This window comes from Sulfurovum aggregans (genome assembly GCF_055385215.1).
Map to the genome: position 1 here is coordinate 2,173,405 of NZ_AP042387.1, position 16,641 is coordinate 2,190,045.

Annotated in this window: 14 protein-coding genes; 11 read left to right on the forward strand and 3 right to left on the reverse strand. The window is 35.9% G+C overall.

Annotation, left to right across the window (positions count from 1 at the left end):
- Positions 1–35 precede the first annotated feature (35 nt).
- Positions 36–527, reverse strand: coding sequence for an asparaginase domain-containing protein (locus ACZ48W_RS11035; RefSeq protein WP_464828535.1), 492 nt, complete (start codon positions 525–527; stop codon positions 36–38).
- An 83-nt stretch (positions 528–610) separates the two neighbouring features.
- Between ACZ48W_RS11035 and fabI the strand changes: the two genes are divergently transcribed.
- The 6 genes from fabI to ACZ48W_RS11065 all read left to right on the forward strand — a co-directional run bounded on the left by fabI (position 611) and on the right by ACZ48W_RS11065 (position 5,597).
- The gene (gene fabI, locus ACZ48W_RS11040) at positions 611–1,438 is read left to right on the forward strand and encodes an enoyl-ACP reductase FabI (RefSeq protein ID WP_464828537.1); all 828 of its coding nucleotides are present in this window, start codon (positions 611–613) and stop codon (positions 1,436–1,438) included.
- 96 nt (positions 1,439–1,534) lie between these two features.
- Positions 1,535–2,314, forward strand: coding sequence for a TrmH family RNA methyltransferase (locus ACZ48W_RS11045; RefSeq protein ID WP_464828539.1), 780 nt, complete (start codon positions 1,535–1,537; stop codon positions 2,312–2,314).
- A 162-nt stretch (positions 2,315–2,476) separates the two neighbouring features.
- A complete protein-coding gene (locus tag ACZ48W_RS11050) occupies positions 2,477–3,760 on the forward strand; it encodes a DUF2130 domain-containing protein (protein ID WP_464828541.1) in 1,284 nt (427 codons plus the stop codon).
- Between the two features lie 39 nt (positions 3,761–3,799).
- Positions 3,800–3,955, forward strand: coding sequence for a hypothetical protein (locus ACZ48W_RS11055; protein ID WP_464828542.1), 156 nt, complete (start codon positions 3,800–3,802; stop codon positions 3,953–3,955).
- A gap of 2 nt (positions 3,956–3,957) precedes the next feature.
- Positions 3,958–4,374, forward strand: coding sequence for an alternative ribosome rescue aminoacyl-tRNA hydrolase ArfB (gene arfB, locus ACZ48W_RS11060; RefSeq protein WP_464828544.1), 417 nt, complete (start codon positions 3,958–3,960; stop codon positions 4,372–4,374).
- Between the two features lie 92 nt (positions 4,375–4,466).
- The gene (locus tag ACZ48W_RS11065; RefSeq protein ID WP_464828545.1) at positions 4,467–5,597 is read left to right on the forward strand and encodes a DUF3800 domain-containing protein; all 1,131 of its coding nucleotides are present in this window, start codon (positions 4,467–4,469) and stop codon (positions 5,595–5,597) included.
- Positions 5,598–5,922: 325 nt separating this feature from the next.
- Here ACZ48W_RS11065 and ACZ48W_RS11070 read toward each other — a convergent pair whose 3' ends face one another.
- Entirely contained in the window at positions 5,923–7,518 is a 1,596-nt protein-coding gene (locus ACZ48W_RS11070; RefSeq protein ID WP_464828216.1) for an IS1182 family transposase, read from the reverse strand.
- Between the two features lie 123 nt (positions 7,519–7,641).
- Complete coding sequence (locus ACZ48W_RS11075) at positions 7,642–7,989, reverse strand: NifB/NifX family molybdenum-iron cluster-binding protein (RefSeq protein ID WP_464828547.1); 348 nt, start codon at positions 7,987–7,989, stop codon at positions 7,642–7,644.
- Between the two features lie 129 nt (positions 7,990–8,118).
- Here ACZ48W_RS11075 and ACZ48W_RS11080 point away from each other — a divergent pair, with 129 nt between their 5' ends.
- The 5 genes from ACZ48W_RS11080 (at position 8,119) to ACZ48W_RS11100 (ending at position 16,613) form a co-directional block, all read left to right on the forward strand.
- Positions 8,119–8,421, forward strand: a complete 303-nt coding sequence (locus ACZ48W_RS11080; RefSeq protein WP_464828548.1) for a hypothetical protein — start codon at positions 8,119–8,121, stop codon at positions 8,419–8,421.
- Positions 8,422–8,592: 171 nt separating this feature from the next.
- On the forward strand, positions 8,593–8,874 hold the full coding sequence (locus ACZ48W_RS11085) for a DUF4389 domain-containing protein (RefSeq protein WP_464828549.1): 282 nt from the start codon (positions 8,593–8,595) through the stop codon (positions 8,872–8,874).
- A gap of 258 nt (positions 8,875–9,132) precedes the next feature.
- A complete protein-coding gene (locus tag ACZ48W_RS11090; protein ID WP_464828550.1) occupies positions 9,133–10,404 on the forward strand; it encodes a CAP domain-containing protein in 1,272 nt (423 codons plus the stop codon).
- 321 nt (positions 10,405–10,725) lie between these two features.
- Complete coding sequence (locus ACZ48W_RS11095) at positions 10,726–15,093, forward strand: PAS domain S-box protein (RefSeq protein WP_464828551.1); 4,368 nt, start codon at positions 10,726–10,728, stop codon at positions 15,091–15,093.
- Positions 15,093–16,613, forward strand: a complete 1,521-nt coding sequence (locus tag ACZ48W_RS11100; protein WP_464828552.1) for an HD domain-containing phosphohydrolase — start codon at positions 15,093–15,095, stop codon at positions 16,611–16,613. Before ACZ48W_RS11095 ends, ACZ48W_RS11100 begins: the two co-directional genes overlap by 1 nt.
- Positions 16,614–16,641 lie beyond the last annotated feature (28 nt).

Below are 16,641 nucleotides of genomic sequence, written 5' to 3' on the forward strand. Positions count from 1 at the left end.
TTTCATCCTTCCTATTTGATTATATCAAACTATCATTACCTGAAGATAAATCTGCCATTTTTCCTGTCTTTTGTAATGTAATGATAGGCACCGAATATACCGTTCATAGCGATATATACACCGTCATCGGTCAATGCCTGCAAATATCCGAAAGCAGAAGAGAGATTTGCTGCAGCTTCAACGGGATCTATGGAATAGGGCACCATGGAACCTGTCAGAACAATACGTTTATCCAGATCTCCGTCAGCCAGATATTTAGCAGTTATTTCCATAGTATCGGTACCATGTATCACAATGATATCATCATATTTTGAGAGGTTGACGGTAGCCAGAAGGAGCAGTCTGTCCTGATTGTTCATATCAAGGCTGTCTTTTCCTATCATATTGATGATCTCAAATTCACAGAGCCATTTGGAAGCTATCTCTTCCAGTGCTTTGGATGTTTCATCAATGATAAGTTCACCTTTTACAGGGTCATAGATCTTATTAAATGTACCACCTGTGCTAATAATAAGTATATTTCGCATTTATAACCTTGATTTATGTATAGTTGGTCTACATTTTACCTCAATGATGATAAAATATTGCAATTTATTTTAGGAGCAGTTGAATGATAATGAAAGGCAAAAAAGGTGTTATTTTAGGCATCGCCAACAAAAAATCTATCGCATACGGTATTGCGAAAGCATGTCAGGAACAGGGTGCCGAGATGGCGATTACTTTCCTCAATGAAAGATTTGAGCACAAGTTGGCCCCTATCGCAGAAGATCTGGACTGTGGAGCCAGACTCTATCCTTGTGATGTGAGTAAACCCGAAGAGATCAAAGCACTCAAAGAATCTTTGGAAAAAGATATGGGTCAGATAGACTTCATTGTACACTCTATTGCTTTTGCTCCCAAAGAGGGGTTGAGCGGACGTTTTGTCAATATCTCCAAAGAGGCATTTGATGTAGCGATGGATATTTCTGTCTATTCACTTATCGAGATCGTAAGAGAGTTGAAGCCTATCCTCTCAACCAGTTCTTCGGTATTGACACTCAGCTACTATGGCGGAGTAAAATATATCCCTAACTATAACCTTATGGGTGTGGCTAAAGCGGCACTGGAGATGACCGTCAAATACCTTGCTGAAGATCTTGGAAAAGACGGTATCAGGGTCAATGCCATCTCAGCAGGACCTATCAAAACACTTGCAGCTGCAGGTATAGGCGACTTTGCCTTTATGCTCAAATGGAATAAAGCCCATGCGCCGCTTAAAGAGAATGTCACCATCAACCAGGTAGGAAACTCCGGTATGTACCTCCTTTCAGACCTGAGTTCCGGTGTAACCGGTGAAGTCCACTATGTAGATGCCGGTTATAACATCATGGGTATGCCTGCTGTTAAGTTCGATGAGAACGGTAAACCGCATATTGCCTGGAACGGGGAGTCAAAATAAGCGTTTTACGCTTGTTTTGGAATGTTGAATTTTGAATGATGAATTTTGAATGTCGGTATGTATCGCTTTGCGATACTTTTATAAGGGAAACGCTAAATGCCTAAAACGTCTCAACGTTCTCAGCAGGATTCTGCTGAATACCTCGCCAAGAAAGCTTTTTTTGACAAAGTGCTGACTATCTACGGACGAAATGCCGTTCTTGAAGCACTTGAAGATGAGGCTGTTACCATACACAAACTTCATCTCTCCAAGTCCAACAAAGATGCTTCTGTGCTTGAGCAGATGAAAGCTATCGCTAAAAAAAGAGGTATAGAAGTAGCGTACCACGATAAAAATGCTCTCTCGCGTATCTCTAAAAATGCCAAGCAGGATCAAGGGGTGGCTCTTGACATTGTACTGGAGCATTTCGGAGACGAAGAGCATTTTAAAGCGAGTCATAAAGCCTATCGTATCATCGCACTGGATGGTGTGACAAATCCTCAGAACTTAGGGATGATCATCCGTTCCTGTGCTGCGGGAAATATTGATGCGATCTTACTCCCGACCAAAGGTGCAGCACAGATCTCACCACTGGTCATCAAAGCCAGTGTCGGGACACTTTTTAAAATGCCTATTATTAAAACTTCCGATCTCAAAAAGACACTGGAGTCATTTAAAAAAGAGGGTGCAGATATCTATACGCTCTCTTCCCATGCTTCGCAGAGTTACAAAGAACAAGACTATAGTGATAAAACCATTTTTGTACTCGGTAATGAGAGTGAAGGTGTAAGTAAAGAGGTAGAAGTCCTTTGTAACGAAAGCATAGCCATCCCTATGAAAAGAGGGGTTGAGTCACTTAATGTCGCAGTAACAGCCTCTCTTCTGGCATTTCTTTAATGTTCGGAAGTGGAGACTTTAGTCCCACCTGCACTTTATATTTTAATATATACAAGACTGCTTGAGATAGACAAGAAATAAAAATATGTCAATCTGTCATATTTTTACTTCTTTTGACACTTTTTAGATATGATTATATGAATCATAATTTAGGAAGTGTCTATGTCTTCAACCAACAGTATAAAATGCCCCAACTGCGGTACGCAGATTGATATCGATGAGATATTCTACCATCAGATAGAAGAGAAATTCAAACAGCAACATTTACTAGAACAGAAAAAACTTCAAGATGAAATAGAAGCCAAGCGTAAAGAGTACAAAGTACATCTTGATGCTCTCAAAGCCAAAGAAGATGCACTCAAAGAGGAGAAAGAGAAGTTCGATGAAGAGTTGCGTAAGGCGACCAGAGAACAGCTCAAGCTTGAGCGGGTGAAGCTCCTAGATGAGCTAAAAAAAGAGTTGACAGAAGAGCAGAGTGAGTCTATGGCTCTGCTTCAAAAGGAACTTGAAGAGAAGTCAAAAGAGCTTCAGGAGTACAATAAAGCCAAGGTTGAGATAGAAAAACTCAAACGGGAGAAAGAGGAGCTCGCTTCACGTGCCAAGGCTGAAGCAGAGATAGAGCTTAGCAAGCGGTTAGCAGAAGAGAAAGTAAAGCTTCAAAAAACCATTGAAGAGACCAATGCGCTTAAACTCAAAGAGAAAGATGAGCAAATGGAACAGCTCAAACGCAGCCTTAAAGATTCCAAACGAAAAGCAGAGCAGGGGTCTATGCAGGTGCAGGGGGAAGCCTTGGAACTTGCTATTGAGAGTTGGCTTGCTTCACAGTTTCCTTTTGACATGGTGGAAGAGGTGAAAAAAGGTGCATTCGGTGCAGATTGCATACATACTATTCATACCAGAGAACTGCAAAACTGTGGTGTCATCTGTTATGAGAGCAAGAACACGAAAGCATGGTCAGATGCTTGGGTAGCCAAGCTCAAGCAGGATATGCTCAAGGTCAATGCAGACTTGGGTGTGCTGGTCACTTCCGTGTACCCTAATGGCATGGACAGAATGGGCTTTGTAGACGGTATTTGGATCTGTAGTCTTGATGAGTTCAAAGGCTCGGTATCGCTCCTAAGAGAGAGCCTTATACGTGTACACAAGACTGTGCAACGTGAGGAGAACAGAGGCGATAAAATGGCACTGCTCTACAACTACCTTACAGGAAACGAGTTTCAACTTCAGCTTAAAAGCATCGTCGATGGCTTCATGACCATGCAAACAGAACTGGACAAAGAACGCCGCTCACTCATGGCAAGCTGGAAACGCCGACAGAAGCTTATAGATGGTGTACTCCAAAATACGACTGAGATGTATGGTTCGTTGCAGGGTATCGCTGGGGCTGCAGCGTTGGGGCATATTGAGGCATTAGAATTGCCTGATGGGTTGGATGAGGAAGAATAGTATATACTAAGAGAAAAAATATATTATAAGGAGTAGCCTATGTATGATAATGAAGAGCTAGAGATTGTTGAGTATATAGAAGAGTCAAAACCAAAATCTGTGCCAAATCTACATGATAAGATGGATAAGATAAAATCAGCAGTAAATACAAAATATACAAAGCGTAAAGCCATCAACATAAAAAAGAAAATATAGCAATGCTAAAGATATCAAATACCGTTACTCTAGATGAAAATGAGATAGAGATTTCTGCCATTAGAGCACAGGGTTCTGGTGGGCAGAAAGTCAATAAGGTCTCTGCGGCAATCCATCTTCGTTTTGATATCTCTGCCTCGTCACTCCCCGAGTTTTACAAAGAGCGGCTACTCTCACTCAAAGATAAGCGTATTACCAAGGACGGTATAGTCGTGATAAAGTCCCAACAGCACCGAAGCCAAGAACAAAACAGAGACGAGGCACTTGAACGTCTGATAGAACTCATAAAAAGTATCAATATCACTCAAAAAAAGCGAGTGCCGACCAAACCGACAAAAGGCTCTGTCAATAGACGATTACAATCAAAAAAGAAACATGCCAGCAAGAAACAACTACGAGGGAAAGTAGAGAGGGAATGATAACATGAGAGGGGTATGAATTTGCTAAGTTATTATTATCACCCTGACCTCTTATATTATGAATGATATTATGAAAGTGAGAAAATATAAATATGAAATATACAGCGTATGCAGATGAATTTGGGAATAATTCATTTAAGTTTGATACACAAGGTACACATTTTATTATTGCAACAGTTATTGTAAAACCAGATACTATTAAAATACTTGAAGAAGCAGTTGACGATATTAGAAAGAAACATAAATTTCAAACTGGAGAATTAAAATCAAATAAAGTTGGTCCAGATACTAGCCGAAGAATTAGAATACTCAATGATATTGTAAAACTAGATTTTTCAATATATGCTGTCGTGGTTGATAAACGGGAGTTAGAGGGGAAAGGATTTCATTATAAAAAATCCTTTTATAAATATTTAAATAATCTATTGTATAAAGAACTTTTTAGAACATTTCCTGAGTTAGAGTTATGTGTTGATGAACATGGTAGTAATGACTATATGTTAGAATTTAAAAAATACGTAACTAAAAACCATGTTAAACATTTATTCTCTGGAATTGAATTTGACATACAAGATAGTAAATCTAGTAATTTAATTCAATTAGCGGATTTTATTGCTGGCACTCTTGGGCACGTATATGATGCGACTAAAAAATCAAATGAGAGTAATACCTTTCTAAAAATACTACAGCCAAAAATAAGTAGTGTAAGAATGTTTCCTCAAAAATATAATTTTAAAAATTATGATTTTTCAGATATTGATGATAATTTTGATCCAACAATTGCTGAGGTTAGTCTAAGACGTATAAATGATTTTTTAGATACTGCAAAAGGGACAGAACAGAAAGATACTGACCAAATTAACTTTTTAAAATTATTACTAATTTACCAAGAAGCAGTCTATAAACCTCGTTATATTACAACACATGAAATATTTAATCATTTAAATCAAACACGAGATTCAAATATTAAAGAAGAATATTTTAGGACAAAAGTAATAGGAAATTTAAGAGATATGGGAATACTTATTGCATCAAGTAGAAAAGGCTACAAGATACCAACATCAAAAACAGATTTAGAATCATTTATTAAACATGGTAATAAAATTGTTATGCCGATGTTATCTCGGATAAAAAATGCTAGAGAAACAATTAAACTAGCAACTAGAAATGAATTAGATTTACTTGATTCATTTCCAGAATTGAAAAACATTATTGATGGTTAGTGCCTAACGAATAGGGGGAGAATATGCCATATTTTATTCTCGTTCCCATCGTTCCTGCGTGGGAATATATATGATAAATATTAGTTGTATGTATAGCTTTGAGTATTCACTCCCACCAAGGACGGATTGGAACGAGTTTTTCTCGTTACACCTTTCCAAGGTGTAATGCCTACTTCGATTCAAACTCAAAATAAAATCTAATTCACCGTTGGGTGACCAGAGACTGTATTCCCATCTAGCGATGGATTCTTGCTTATATATTAAATTGCAGATGCATTACGCCTCGGGAGAGACTGTGAAAGAACCTCTCTTTCAGACTTCTCAATCAAGCCAATATTTTCAAGCCTTTCGGCTTTAACCAATCTAATCCTCTAAAATTTAAAAAATAGACCAATTTAAGCCTAAAATGAGCGATATACTCTTCTATTTCTGCTCTTATAGCTGCTATATTTCTTTCTTTTATGGCAATAATAAGTTTTTTAAACAGAGTTATCCCTATGAGATTGAGTAATCTTTTAAAGTTATAGGTAAACATGATCAGAGCATTCTCACTAGAAACTTTCTCTTGACCTCTTAGAAGATAGTGACTCCAACCCAATGTTTGTTTGATAGTGCCAAAGGGATGCTCTGCTAATGAAGCTCTTAGCTTCATCTGCTCTTTGGCTTTGTTGGTTTGCATCATCTGTTTATGCTCATGTATGATTTTAAAATACTCAGAGGCAGAAACCCTTTTATATGCTGTTTTTGGTGGGATACAGTTATCTCTTAGTGGACAGCTATTACATGTTTTACTTCCTGCTCTATAGAAGTAGTATTTAGTGCCATCTTTTTTAGTATTGAATGATGGGCTTTTGTGTAACTCTCTATTGTTTGGACAGATAAAGCAATCTTTGGCTTCATTGTATGTAAAATCATCTTGAGTAAAGTAACCATCCTTTTTAGCTTTGCTTTGTTTGTTTGGGATAGCTACACATGTTTTTATCTTATCATCTTTACATTTAGATAACTCTTTAGCACTGTAGTATCCTGTATCTGCAATAATAGTAAGATCATCTTGTTGGGTTATCTCTTTTGTTTGCAGTGCCATAGCGTGTAGCTTTCCATAGTCATTATTTTCTGAACTTACATCTGTAGCAACAATAAATTTAAAACTGTTATCTACTACGATCTGAGAATTGTATGCCATTAGGTTATGGGCTGGTTTTCTCATGAGTCTTGCATCAGGGTCTGTTCTATTGTATTGTGTAACTCCCATCTCTTCAAGCAGAGCCAAATCTTTATCAAGTTTAGATTTTTTCTCTCTCATTGTCTGAAGTTTATCTTTGGAGAGAGGTTTGAGTATTTGCTCTCTCTTCTCTTTTGCATCTTCAAACTCCAAATTTTTTAAATAGCTCTCTATTTTACTATCTATTGCTTCAATATCTTTTTGCAGATTCTTTTTTAGTAGAAGTTGATTTTTAGATGCATTGGCTCTAAGAAATGCTCCATCTACAGCTACAACTTTACCTGTAATAAGGTCTAACTCTTTAAGCAGTAGTACAAATTCTCTAAAGACTTTTTTTAATGCTTTAGCATTCTCTTTTCTGAAATCAGCTATAGTCTTATAACTTGGAGTAAGCCCTGCACACAGCCACATTATCTCTATATTTCTTTTTATCTCACTCTCTAGTTTTCTGGAGCTTCTTATTTTATTGAGGTAACCATAGATATAGATTTTTAGAAGGAGTTTTGGATGATAGGCTGGTTGCCCATCAGCACTACCAAGTGCAGCTTTGGTAAATCCAAGCTCTACCATATCCAATAGCTCTACATAATCCTCTATCGCTCTTACTGGATTATCTTGGCTGACATACTCATCGATGCTTGGTGGAAAAAATTGTTGTTGTTTACGGTTAAGACCTTGTTTATAGATATTGCTCATAGATATACCCAATTTATGCTTCTTGTGTATATCTATTATACTGTTTTAGGGGTTTGAGACGGGTGAATTTTAGGTTCTTTCACAGTCTCGGGAGAGACGTAACGAGAAAAGAAATCATTATACTTAATGAAACTGCTGAAAATTCTCAGCAGTGATCTGGGGATATTTTCCTTCCTGGAACTCTTTGACTGCTTCTAAAAGCAGTTTTCTCTCATCACTGCAATAGAACAGCTTGATACCAAACTGAGTGGCGGCATTCACCGCTCCGGGACCTGCATGAGGTGTAAGAACGACATCTACATCAGCTTTCTTGAGTTCAGTAAATATGGCCGGACCACCAGTCTCTTTGTTTTCTATGACTTCGAGTTGATTGGTAGCATCATCGTAGATGCCGAAATATTTGGCTTTTCCTAAAACTTTGGTAATTGCACTGTCTTCTTTGTTCATCTTAAAAGGTGCAGCATATTTCATGATAAAATCTCCTTATGAATTTTATAAAGTAGCATTATAGAATGATTTTATTAATACATAGTTATTTTTGTGCAAAGCTTTAAAATATTTATCTGCTTTCATACGTTAAAATATGGGAAAGGATAACAGATGCTCATACGAAGTGGTAAAATACAGTTTTTATTTTGGACAGCTTTCTTTTCAGTATTGATCTACCTTTGGATCGTAGCCATAGGACTGCAGACTTTTGTACTCCCAGATGAAAAACCGATGGAGCTTCCGCAGAATGTCGTTACCTTGATGTTCATACTTTACGGCTTTTTGATTATTGCTGTATTGGCAGGAACTATTATATCCACTATGATCAATAACAAATTTTACAGAAACTTTTTTGGTGCATTTATCATTATTGCATTTGCAACGCTACTGCTAGCTAAAAGCATGTTTGGTTGACACGTTACTCGTTACCACACTGTATGTGCCAATAGATCAAGAGTCTAAACCTTTCCCAATTTCTCAAACATATCCGGATACATATCGGCCAATGTTATAGGATATTGATATACTTGAACTGCCATATTTGGATGAAATCTGATATAATCAACTAAAAAGGAGATCATAGTTATGGAAGAAGTAAAAATAGACCAGTATCCTAAAGCAGGTTGGGAAAGAGTACTTTATACTATTTTGTATCTGATCATAGGCCGGTTCATCTCCATGGTGTTATTTATTATTGCATTTACGCAGTTTATCTACAGTTGGCTGATTGGTGAGCCAAATAAGAAGCTGTTGCATTTTACAGAGGATATGGCAGAATATGCCAAACAACTGGTAGCGTATGTAGGTTTCAATACAAATGAAAGACCATGGCCGGTGGATGATTGGCCAAATGTACAAGGAAGATGATATAACTACTGGCTTCCGTTGGCTTCCGTACAAGATCATCAAACTTCTCTCTTTACACCTTTCCAAGGTGTAATGCCTATTTCAATCCAAACTCAAAATAAAATCTAATTTACCGTTGGATGACCCGAGACTCTCTTACCATTCAGCGATCTGTTTTAAGGGTTGGAGAGAATATAACGGTTGTGCAGATGTCATACTGAACGGCCATGCCATTAAGCATACTTCCGATATGATAATTTCTCAGAGAAGGAGAATCAGATGCGTTTAAGTTTTATGGTCATTGTCCTGTTTGCAGCAATGTTGTTCTGGAAATTTGCAGAACATCAAGTCAACAGCACTCCCAAAGAAGTGATCGTAAAACAGGCACTGCCTATGGATATACCTTATGAGAAAATGGAAGCGCGTTCATACCTGAACAGCATACGTGAATCCATGCAGATGCAGAGGCTTGAAGAGGATGACAGACTGCAGGCTGCTGCACAGGCACATGCCGACTATCTTGTGTCCAACAATGCATTCGGACATGAAGAGAGAGAAGGAGCAAAATATTTTACAGGCAGGACTCCTGCAGAACGGGCTTTTCATGCAGGGTATCACTCTTCACAGGTCATTGAAAACCTTTCTACCAAGAATAACAGTGCACACAGTTCGGTAGATGGTCTCTTCTCTGCGATCTATCATAGATTCGGTTTTTTAAATCCCGGTATAGATGAAATAGGTGTCGGAGTCACACAGGATGCAAAAGAGACTGACAAGAGTGCTTTTGTCTATGTCATGGGCAACAGTCAGATAGACAGACTCTGTTCAGGCAAGAGTTTCAGGGGAAGCGGAAAATATATTTACAAAGTCTGTAAAGAGAGTGATAAACGTATAAAAGAGAGAGAGTTCTATGGTGCATTGAACTATAACAAACGAAACAATCCCAGGATCATTCTTTATCCTTATGACGGACAAAAAGAGATTCCGCCTGCATTCTACGCTGAAGTGCCTGACCCTCTTCCGGACTATGAAGTAAGCGGGTTTCCCATCAGCGTCGAGTTCAATGACCATTTTTTCCATGGTGTAAGAATGGACTCTTTCAAACTCTATACAGAAAGGGGAGAAGAAGTTACGGATGTCCGTTTAATGGACAGCAGCAATGATCCGCATAAACAATTCACAAATAAACAGTATGCACTGTTCCCTCTGCATAGACTTGAATATGATACTGAGTATCGTGTAGAGGTCAAGTATATTCTAAAAGCGAAACAGGAAACACTCATATGGCATTTTCATACGCAGAAACCTATAGAGACATTGCATACTGTTACCCAAAAAGAAGGGAGTCTGCATCTTGCATCAGGTAAAAGCCATGTGATCTATTTCCGTCCCCTTGACCCTCATGATATTTTAAAGGATATACGATTTCCATACAGCATGGACATCCGCTTCATCGACAATAACACCATCATACTTACCCTCCCGTCTGAGGGGATCGACAGATTTGACATTGTAAGTGATACAAGAATTCTGCATGTTGAAGTGGAATAGTCCACATAAAATCAACATTAAAACATTTTTTCTAGTTACACCTTTCTGAGACTGGAAATGGAAGTTCTTTCACAGTTTCTTCAAGCTGTAATACATAGAGTAATTTGAACATAAACCAATCTTAAAACTATTGTTAGATAGAAAGTATGTCAGTTATTTTGATGTGGATATCGCACTGTGTAATATCATTCTGAAACAGGCGAATGAATATAGAAATTGATTTTCGACAAACTTTGCTAAAGTTGAAATATTGTTAAGGATAATAAAGATATACTAATCGTTATTGATGTGCATGTCGGTCATGCTTTAAAGGGTGTTAAAATGCAGGGGACTATTTACATAGGTATTGGTGCTAGTGCCGGAGGCCTTCATGCCTTGGAACAACTGGTTGGTAAACTTCCTACTGATATGGGTTATGTTTATATCATAGCTCAACATCTGGATTCAAGCAAAAAAAGTTCTTTGGCAGAAATTCTCTCCCGTTTTACAACTATCCCTGTCTTGCAAGCAACTCAAGAGTGTAAATTCTCAGGCAATCACATTTATATCCTTCCGTCAGGCTGCAATCTTGTTTATAAAGATCATCATCTGCATTTGGAAAATATATCTAAAGCACCTGGTATGTTAACCCCTTCAATTGATACGATGTTTGAGTCTTTGGCTCTTTATAAAAAAGACCATTGTGTTGGTATCATTCTGACAGGTACAGGAGATGATGGAACAGTTGGAATTAAAAAGATCAAAGAATACGGTGGTGTAACGATAGCACAATCTCCCAATGAGGCACACTATAAAAGTATGCCTCAAAATGCAATCGATTCCCAACAGATTGATCATGTGCTGGATATTGAACAGATAGCGGAATTTCTTTTTTCTTTTGTTGTTGATAAGCAATATGACCAAAACTCTATTAGAGTAAATCCACTTAAGTCAATTAGAAAAATTTTACAAGAATACAGAAACTTAGATATAGACAAATATAAAAATGACACGATAATGCGTCGTATAAATAAAAGAATGTTGCTTGTAAACACTAAAACACCGGAAGAGTATCTTGAATATATTAACACGTGTCCTGAAGAAGTTACTCTGCTATATCAAGATATTCTCATTGGAGTTACAGCTTTTTTTAGAGATAAAGAGTCATTTGATGCACTGGAAAATGAACTTTTTTCATACTTAAAAGATAAACCACAGAACTATGAACTGAGAATTTGGTCAATTGCTTGTTCAAGTGGTGAAGAAGCTTACTCATTAGGTATTTTAATCTCAAAAATTTCTAAGCGATTAAAAAGAAGTTTTAATGTCCGTATATTTGCTACAGATATTGATGATGAAGCGTTAGAGGTTGCCCGCAAAGCTTGTTATTCTAAAAACGCTTTAAAAAATATGAACAAAGATCTGCTTGATGCGTATTTTGTAGAAACACATGAGGGCTATAAAGTCATACAATCTATAAGAGAACAGATTGTTTTTACACATCACAACTTGTTAAGTGATCCACCATTTATAAATCAAGACATTATCAGTTGCAGAAATCTTTTGATATATATTTTACCTGAAACCCAACAGGAGATATTTACTCTCTTTCACTATTCACTTAAAGAGCATGGAGTCCTGTTTCTAGGCTCATCTGAATCAACTTTGCTTAGTATCAAATATTTTTTAGTAGTTGATGCTGAACATAAAATCTATAAAAAAGAGAAACTGAAAAATCCACCTAAAATCTCTAGTCACTATTTTTCAAAGCATCTTGAACAAAACGATAAAATTAAACCGCTTCAAGTAAATAAAACGCAAACTTTGACTATTGAGGATCAAATCTCTAAAAAGATTTTTGATTTTTTTGCACCAGAGTGTATATTGGTCGATAAAGATTACTCTATAGTTTACAAAAAAGGGGAACTTCCATTTGTACATCTTTCAGATGGATTTGTAACGCTTAATATCTTGGAAAATCTTGATGAATCACTTCGTTATGATGTCACACTCCTGCTTGCCCGTGCATTTGAATCTAATAAAACAGAGAGTACAAAATTCATAGAAGTAACATTAAACTCTTCCAATAATATATTTGTAAGAGTGATTGCTCATCCTTTCAATGATACAAGCGATAACTCTCTGTTGTTATTATATTTCCAGACATTAAGTGCTGCAGAGTTGGAATTTAATTCAGATAAGACAATATTAGCAGATGAATCGTTAATGGTTCAGAGTTTAACTACACAACTTCAAGAGATAAAAAAAGAAAATTATTTACTTTTGGATCAGGAAAAAATAAATAGAGAAAATATGCAACTGTTATATGAGGAGCTGCAAAGTTCAAATGAAGAGTTGCAAAGTTCAAATGAGGAGCTTGAAACTTCAAATGAGGAGCTTGAAACTTCAAATGAGGAGCTTCAAAGCTCAAATGAGGAGCTTCAGACATCTATACTGAATATCAAAAAACTAAAACAACAACTATCTCTTATATTAAACTCTACACTAGATGGAATGATGGGTTTGGATTTAGATGGAAATCACACCTTTGTCAATGATGTTGCTGTTAAAATGCTTGGTTTTTCTCGAGATGAACTCATAGGTAAGAACGGACATCAACTTTGGCATCACACTAAAACTGATGGAAGTTACTGTCCTTTTGAAGAGTGCAGCTTGCATCGTGCACTGAAAAATGGTAAATCATCTAGAAGCGAAGATCTGTTCTGGAGAAAAGACGGAACATCATTTGAAGTTGAAGTAGCACAAAATCCTATCATTGAAAATGGAAGAATCACTGGTGCCGTTTTATCTTTTCATGATATTACAGAGCAAAATAGATTTAAAAGAACAGCAGATCATGAGCATCAACTCTCTGATATTTTTATGAAAACACTCGGAACTATAGTTATGACATTGGATTTGGATGGAAATATAACTATGATCAATGAACAGGGGGCCAAACTACTAGGGGTAGAACATGATTCTATCATAGGCAAAAATTGGTTTGATAACTTTATTCCGGAAAATATTAAAGATGAGGTTAAAAATGTGTTTAACAACATTGTTAACAGAAAAGTAGCATCTGTTTCTCACTATAAGAACATTATCATAGACAACTCCAAACATGAACACCTCATATCCTGGACAAACAGTCTTATAAAAGATTTAGATGGAAATATAACAGGGGTTGTAGCATCAGGTATAGATATAAGTAATGAAGAGGAGTTGTCAAAAAAACTTTTTGAACAGGAAAATTTATATAGATTAACATTTGAGGAAGCAAATATAGGGATCGCCCATGTCTCACTTGAAGGGATGTGGATAGATACAAATGAGTACTTATCAAATCTATTGGGATACACAAAAGAAGAGTTTCAAAAACTATCTATCGCTGATGTAACCTATAAAGATGATATAAATAACGAAACGAAGATGTTAAAATTTCTTTTAAATGATGAGTTGAACAGCTATCATTTAGAAAAAAGATATGTTCATAAAAATGGCTCAATAGTATGGGTCAATGTTGGAGTGGTTTTACTTAAAAACGACCTTGGAAAACCAATGTATATTTTAAAAGTTATTCGGGATATTACTGAGAAAAAACTTTTGATGTACCAAATAGAGCTTGAACGATCGGAACTTAGAGATATTATAGAGTTTACCCCTATCCCTATTATGTTATATGATGAAGATTGTAAAATAATCATGGTAAACAAAGTCCTTAGTGAAACTATAGGTTATGCAAAAGAGGAGATTTTAGATATAGACTTTTTAATAAAGCATCTTTATTCTCCTACAGACAAAAAAGAAGCACAAAAGTTTTTTGAAAAGCCATTTAAAAGTAGACAAATAGAAAAAATAGAACATACTATTGTTACTAGTTCCGGGGAAAAAAGAGTTGGTATCTTAAACTCGATTATGCTTCATAAAACGAATGAAAAGAATAAAAGAGTTGTTTTAACCGCTATAGTTGATATAACAGAATTACAAAATAAAGAGGAGCTTATGATAGCACAGTCTCGCCAAGCCGCTATGGGAGACATGCTTGCGATGATAGCACATCAGTGGAGACAACCCCTAAGTGTCATATCGATGACTGCAAACAATATGCATGCACAGTTGGAGTTAGATGGAGAGGTGAAACCTGAAGATATTGAAGAGTACATAAAAACACTTGATAAACAAACAAGTTATCTATCCCAAACTATAGATGACTTTAGGAACTTTTTTAAGCCGGATAAAACAAAAAAGAAGATTTCTTTTGATGCAATATTTAATCAAATACTGACACTTATGCAAAAGTCACTCCAAAACAACAATATAAGTCTACAATTACCGCAAAATAGAAATATAGAGATTCTTATCTATCCAAATCAGCTTATTCAAGTACTTATCAATATAATAAATAATGCAAAAGACGCCATCAAAGAACACAATCCTGAACATGGAGTTATTAATATAAATCTAGATGAGAAAAAAAATAAAATTATACTTGGAATCTGTGATAACGGTGGTGGGATAGCCCCATCTGTAAAAGATAAACTTGGACAACCCTATGTTAGCACAAAATCTAAAAATGGAACGGGACTGGGGGTATATATGTCAAGCATTATAGTTTCAAAGTATTTAGATGGAAAACTGTACTGGGATAGCGATGAGGAAAATGCCTGTTTTTATATTGAACTTCCAAAGATAAAAGAAAATAGATAATGTCAATACTTAAACAATTAAAAACAATTAGTTCAAATATTTCTATTTTATATGTAGAGGATGATAAAGCGCTTCTTGAGAGTTTATCTGCCTATTTAAAACTTATATTTGTACATGTAGATACAGCAGAAGACGGGAAATCAGGTTTAGAAAAATTTCATAAAAACAAGTATGATATCATTATAACAGATATCCAAATGCCAAATATGAACGGCTTGGAGATGATAAAAGCGATAAGAGAGAAAGATCCAGGTCAGGAGATCCTGATCACAACAGCATTTTCAGAAGTTTCTTACCTAATGAAAGCAATTGAATTGGAGGTTAACGGCTATATTGTAAAACCAATAAACTTCGATAAGATCAACAGTGTTCTGTACAAAGTGGTAAGTCGAATTAATATGCTGCATGAAAATGAAAGATATAAAACAAAACTTGAGGAGATGGTTGAGCAGAGAACTGCTCAAAATCTTGTACTTCAGAGAGAAAAAATAGATAATTATGAACAAACTCTCCTCTCGTTAGTAGAATTAGTCGAAAAAAGAGATACATATACAGGTGGTCACTCTTTAAGAGTGGCAAAATATTCCAAACTCATAGCAGAGCATATGAATTACTCAAAAGAGGAGTGTGATCTTATCTACAGAGCAGGTATCTTGCACGATATTGGCAAAATAGAAACTCCAGATGCAGTGCTGTTAAATCCCGGGAAATTGGATGAGCTTCAATTTTCTATTATCAAAGAGCATGTGATCACCGGAACAAAAATGCTTAGTAAGATCCCCATGTACAAAGAACATTCAAAAATCATAGCTCAACATCATGAACGATATGACGGGAAAGGTTATCCCAATGGTCTAAAAGAGGATGAAATTATACTATTGGCTCGTATTATGATCATATCAGATGCCTTTGATGCCATGACGACCAATCGTATATATAAGCCTAAAATGAGCCTTACAAGTGCTCTTGAAGAGTTAGATAGATTTTCTGGTATTCAGTTTCATCCTGAAGTAGCAAAAGTCGCTATTGAAGTTTTCAAAGACTTGACTTTAGATGAAAATATTGTTCAACTCCCTGCAACAGAAATGGAAAAGAAAAAATTTGCTTTCTATTTTGAAGACCAGATCACAAGTGTTTATAATAAAACCTATCTGGATCTATTTTTAATTCAAAATAATAACAGTAAAAAAGCAAAATTTATAAATGTTCTTTTTATTCATAATTTTGGAGTATATAACGATAAATACGGATGGGATAAAGGAGCCCTGCTTTTAAAAGCAGTGGCTAACTTACTTCGTAAGCGTTATAAAGATAGTTTTATTTTTAGGTTACACGGAGATGACTTTGTTATAGTGACAAATAAGAAGATATCGATAGATCTTTCTCTCTTTAAAGAGTTACTATCAGAGTCAAACGATCTGATAATATTAGACTATATAGAGCTGAATATTAAAAAAGAGCATATTACCTCATTATTAGAATTAGAAAAGTTATTATTGGTACATAAGATAAATGTTTAAACAATTTTTATCTTATGTAGCATTGAGA

Excerpts from the sequence above, each read along its gene's own strand:
- ACZ48W_RS11035 (WP_464828535.1), bottom strand. The coding sequence starts at position 527 with ATGCGAAATATACTTATTATTAGCACAGGTGGTACATTTAATAAGATC.
- fabI (WP_464828537.1), top strand. The coding sequence starts at position 611 with ATGATAATGAAAGGCAAAAAAGGTGTTATTTTAGGCATCGCCAACAAA.
- ACZ48W_RS11045 (WP_464828539.1), top strand. The coding sequence starts at position 1,535 with ATGCCTAAAACGTCTCAACGTTCTCAGCAGGATTCTGCTGAATACCTC.
- ACZ48W_RS11050 (WP_464828541.1), top strand. The coding sequence starts at position 2,477 with ATGTCTTCAACCAACAGTATAAAATGCCCCAACTGCGGTACGCAGATT.
- ACZ48W_RS11055 (WP_464828542.1), top strand. The coding sequence starts at position 3,800 with ATGTATGATAATGAAGAGCTAGAGATTGTTGAGTATATAGAAGAGTCA.
- arfB (WP_464828544.1), top strand. The coding sequence starts at position 3,958 with ATGCTAAAGATATCAAATACCGTTACTCTAGATGAAAATGAGATAGAG.
- ACZ48W_RS11065 (WP_464828545.1), top strand. The coding sequence starts at position 4,467 with ATGAAATATACAGCGTATGCAGATGAATTTGGGAATAATTCATTTAAG.
- ACZ48W_RS11070 (WP_464828216.1), bottom strand. The coding sequence starts at position 7,518 with ATGAGCAATATCTATAAACAAGGTCTTAACCGTAAACAACAACAATTT.
- ACZ48W_RS11075 (WP_464828547.1), bottom strand. The coding sequence starts at position 7,989 with ATGAAATATGCTGCACCTTTTAAGATGAACAAAGAAGACAGTGCAATT.
- ACZ48W_RS11080 (WP_464828548.1), top strand. The coding sequence starts at position 8,119 with ATGCTCATACGAAGTGGTAAAATACAGTTTTTATTTTGGACAGCTTTC.
- ACZ48W_RS11085 (WP_464828549.1), top strand. The coding sequence starts at position 8,593 with ATGGAAGAAGTAAAAATAGACCAGTATCCTAAAGCAGGTTGGGAAAGA.
- ACZ48W_RS11090 (WP_464828550.1), top strand. The coding sequence starts at position 9,133 with ATGCGTTTAAGTTTTATGGTCATTGTCCTGTTTGCAGCAATGTTGTTC.
- ACZ48W_RS11095 (WP_464828551.1), top strand. The coding sequence starts at position 10,726 with ATGCAGGGGACTATTTACATAGGTATTGGTGCTAGTGCCGGAGGCCTT.
- ACZ48W_RS11100 (WP_464828552.1), top strand. The coding sequence starts at position 15,093 with ATGTCAATACTTAAACAATTAAAAACAATTAGTTCAAATATTTCTATT.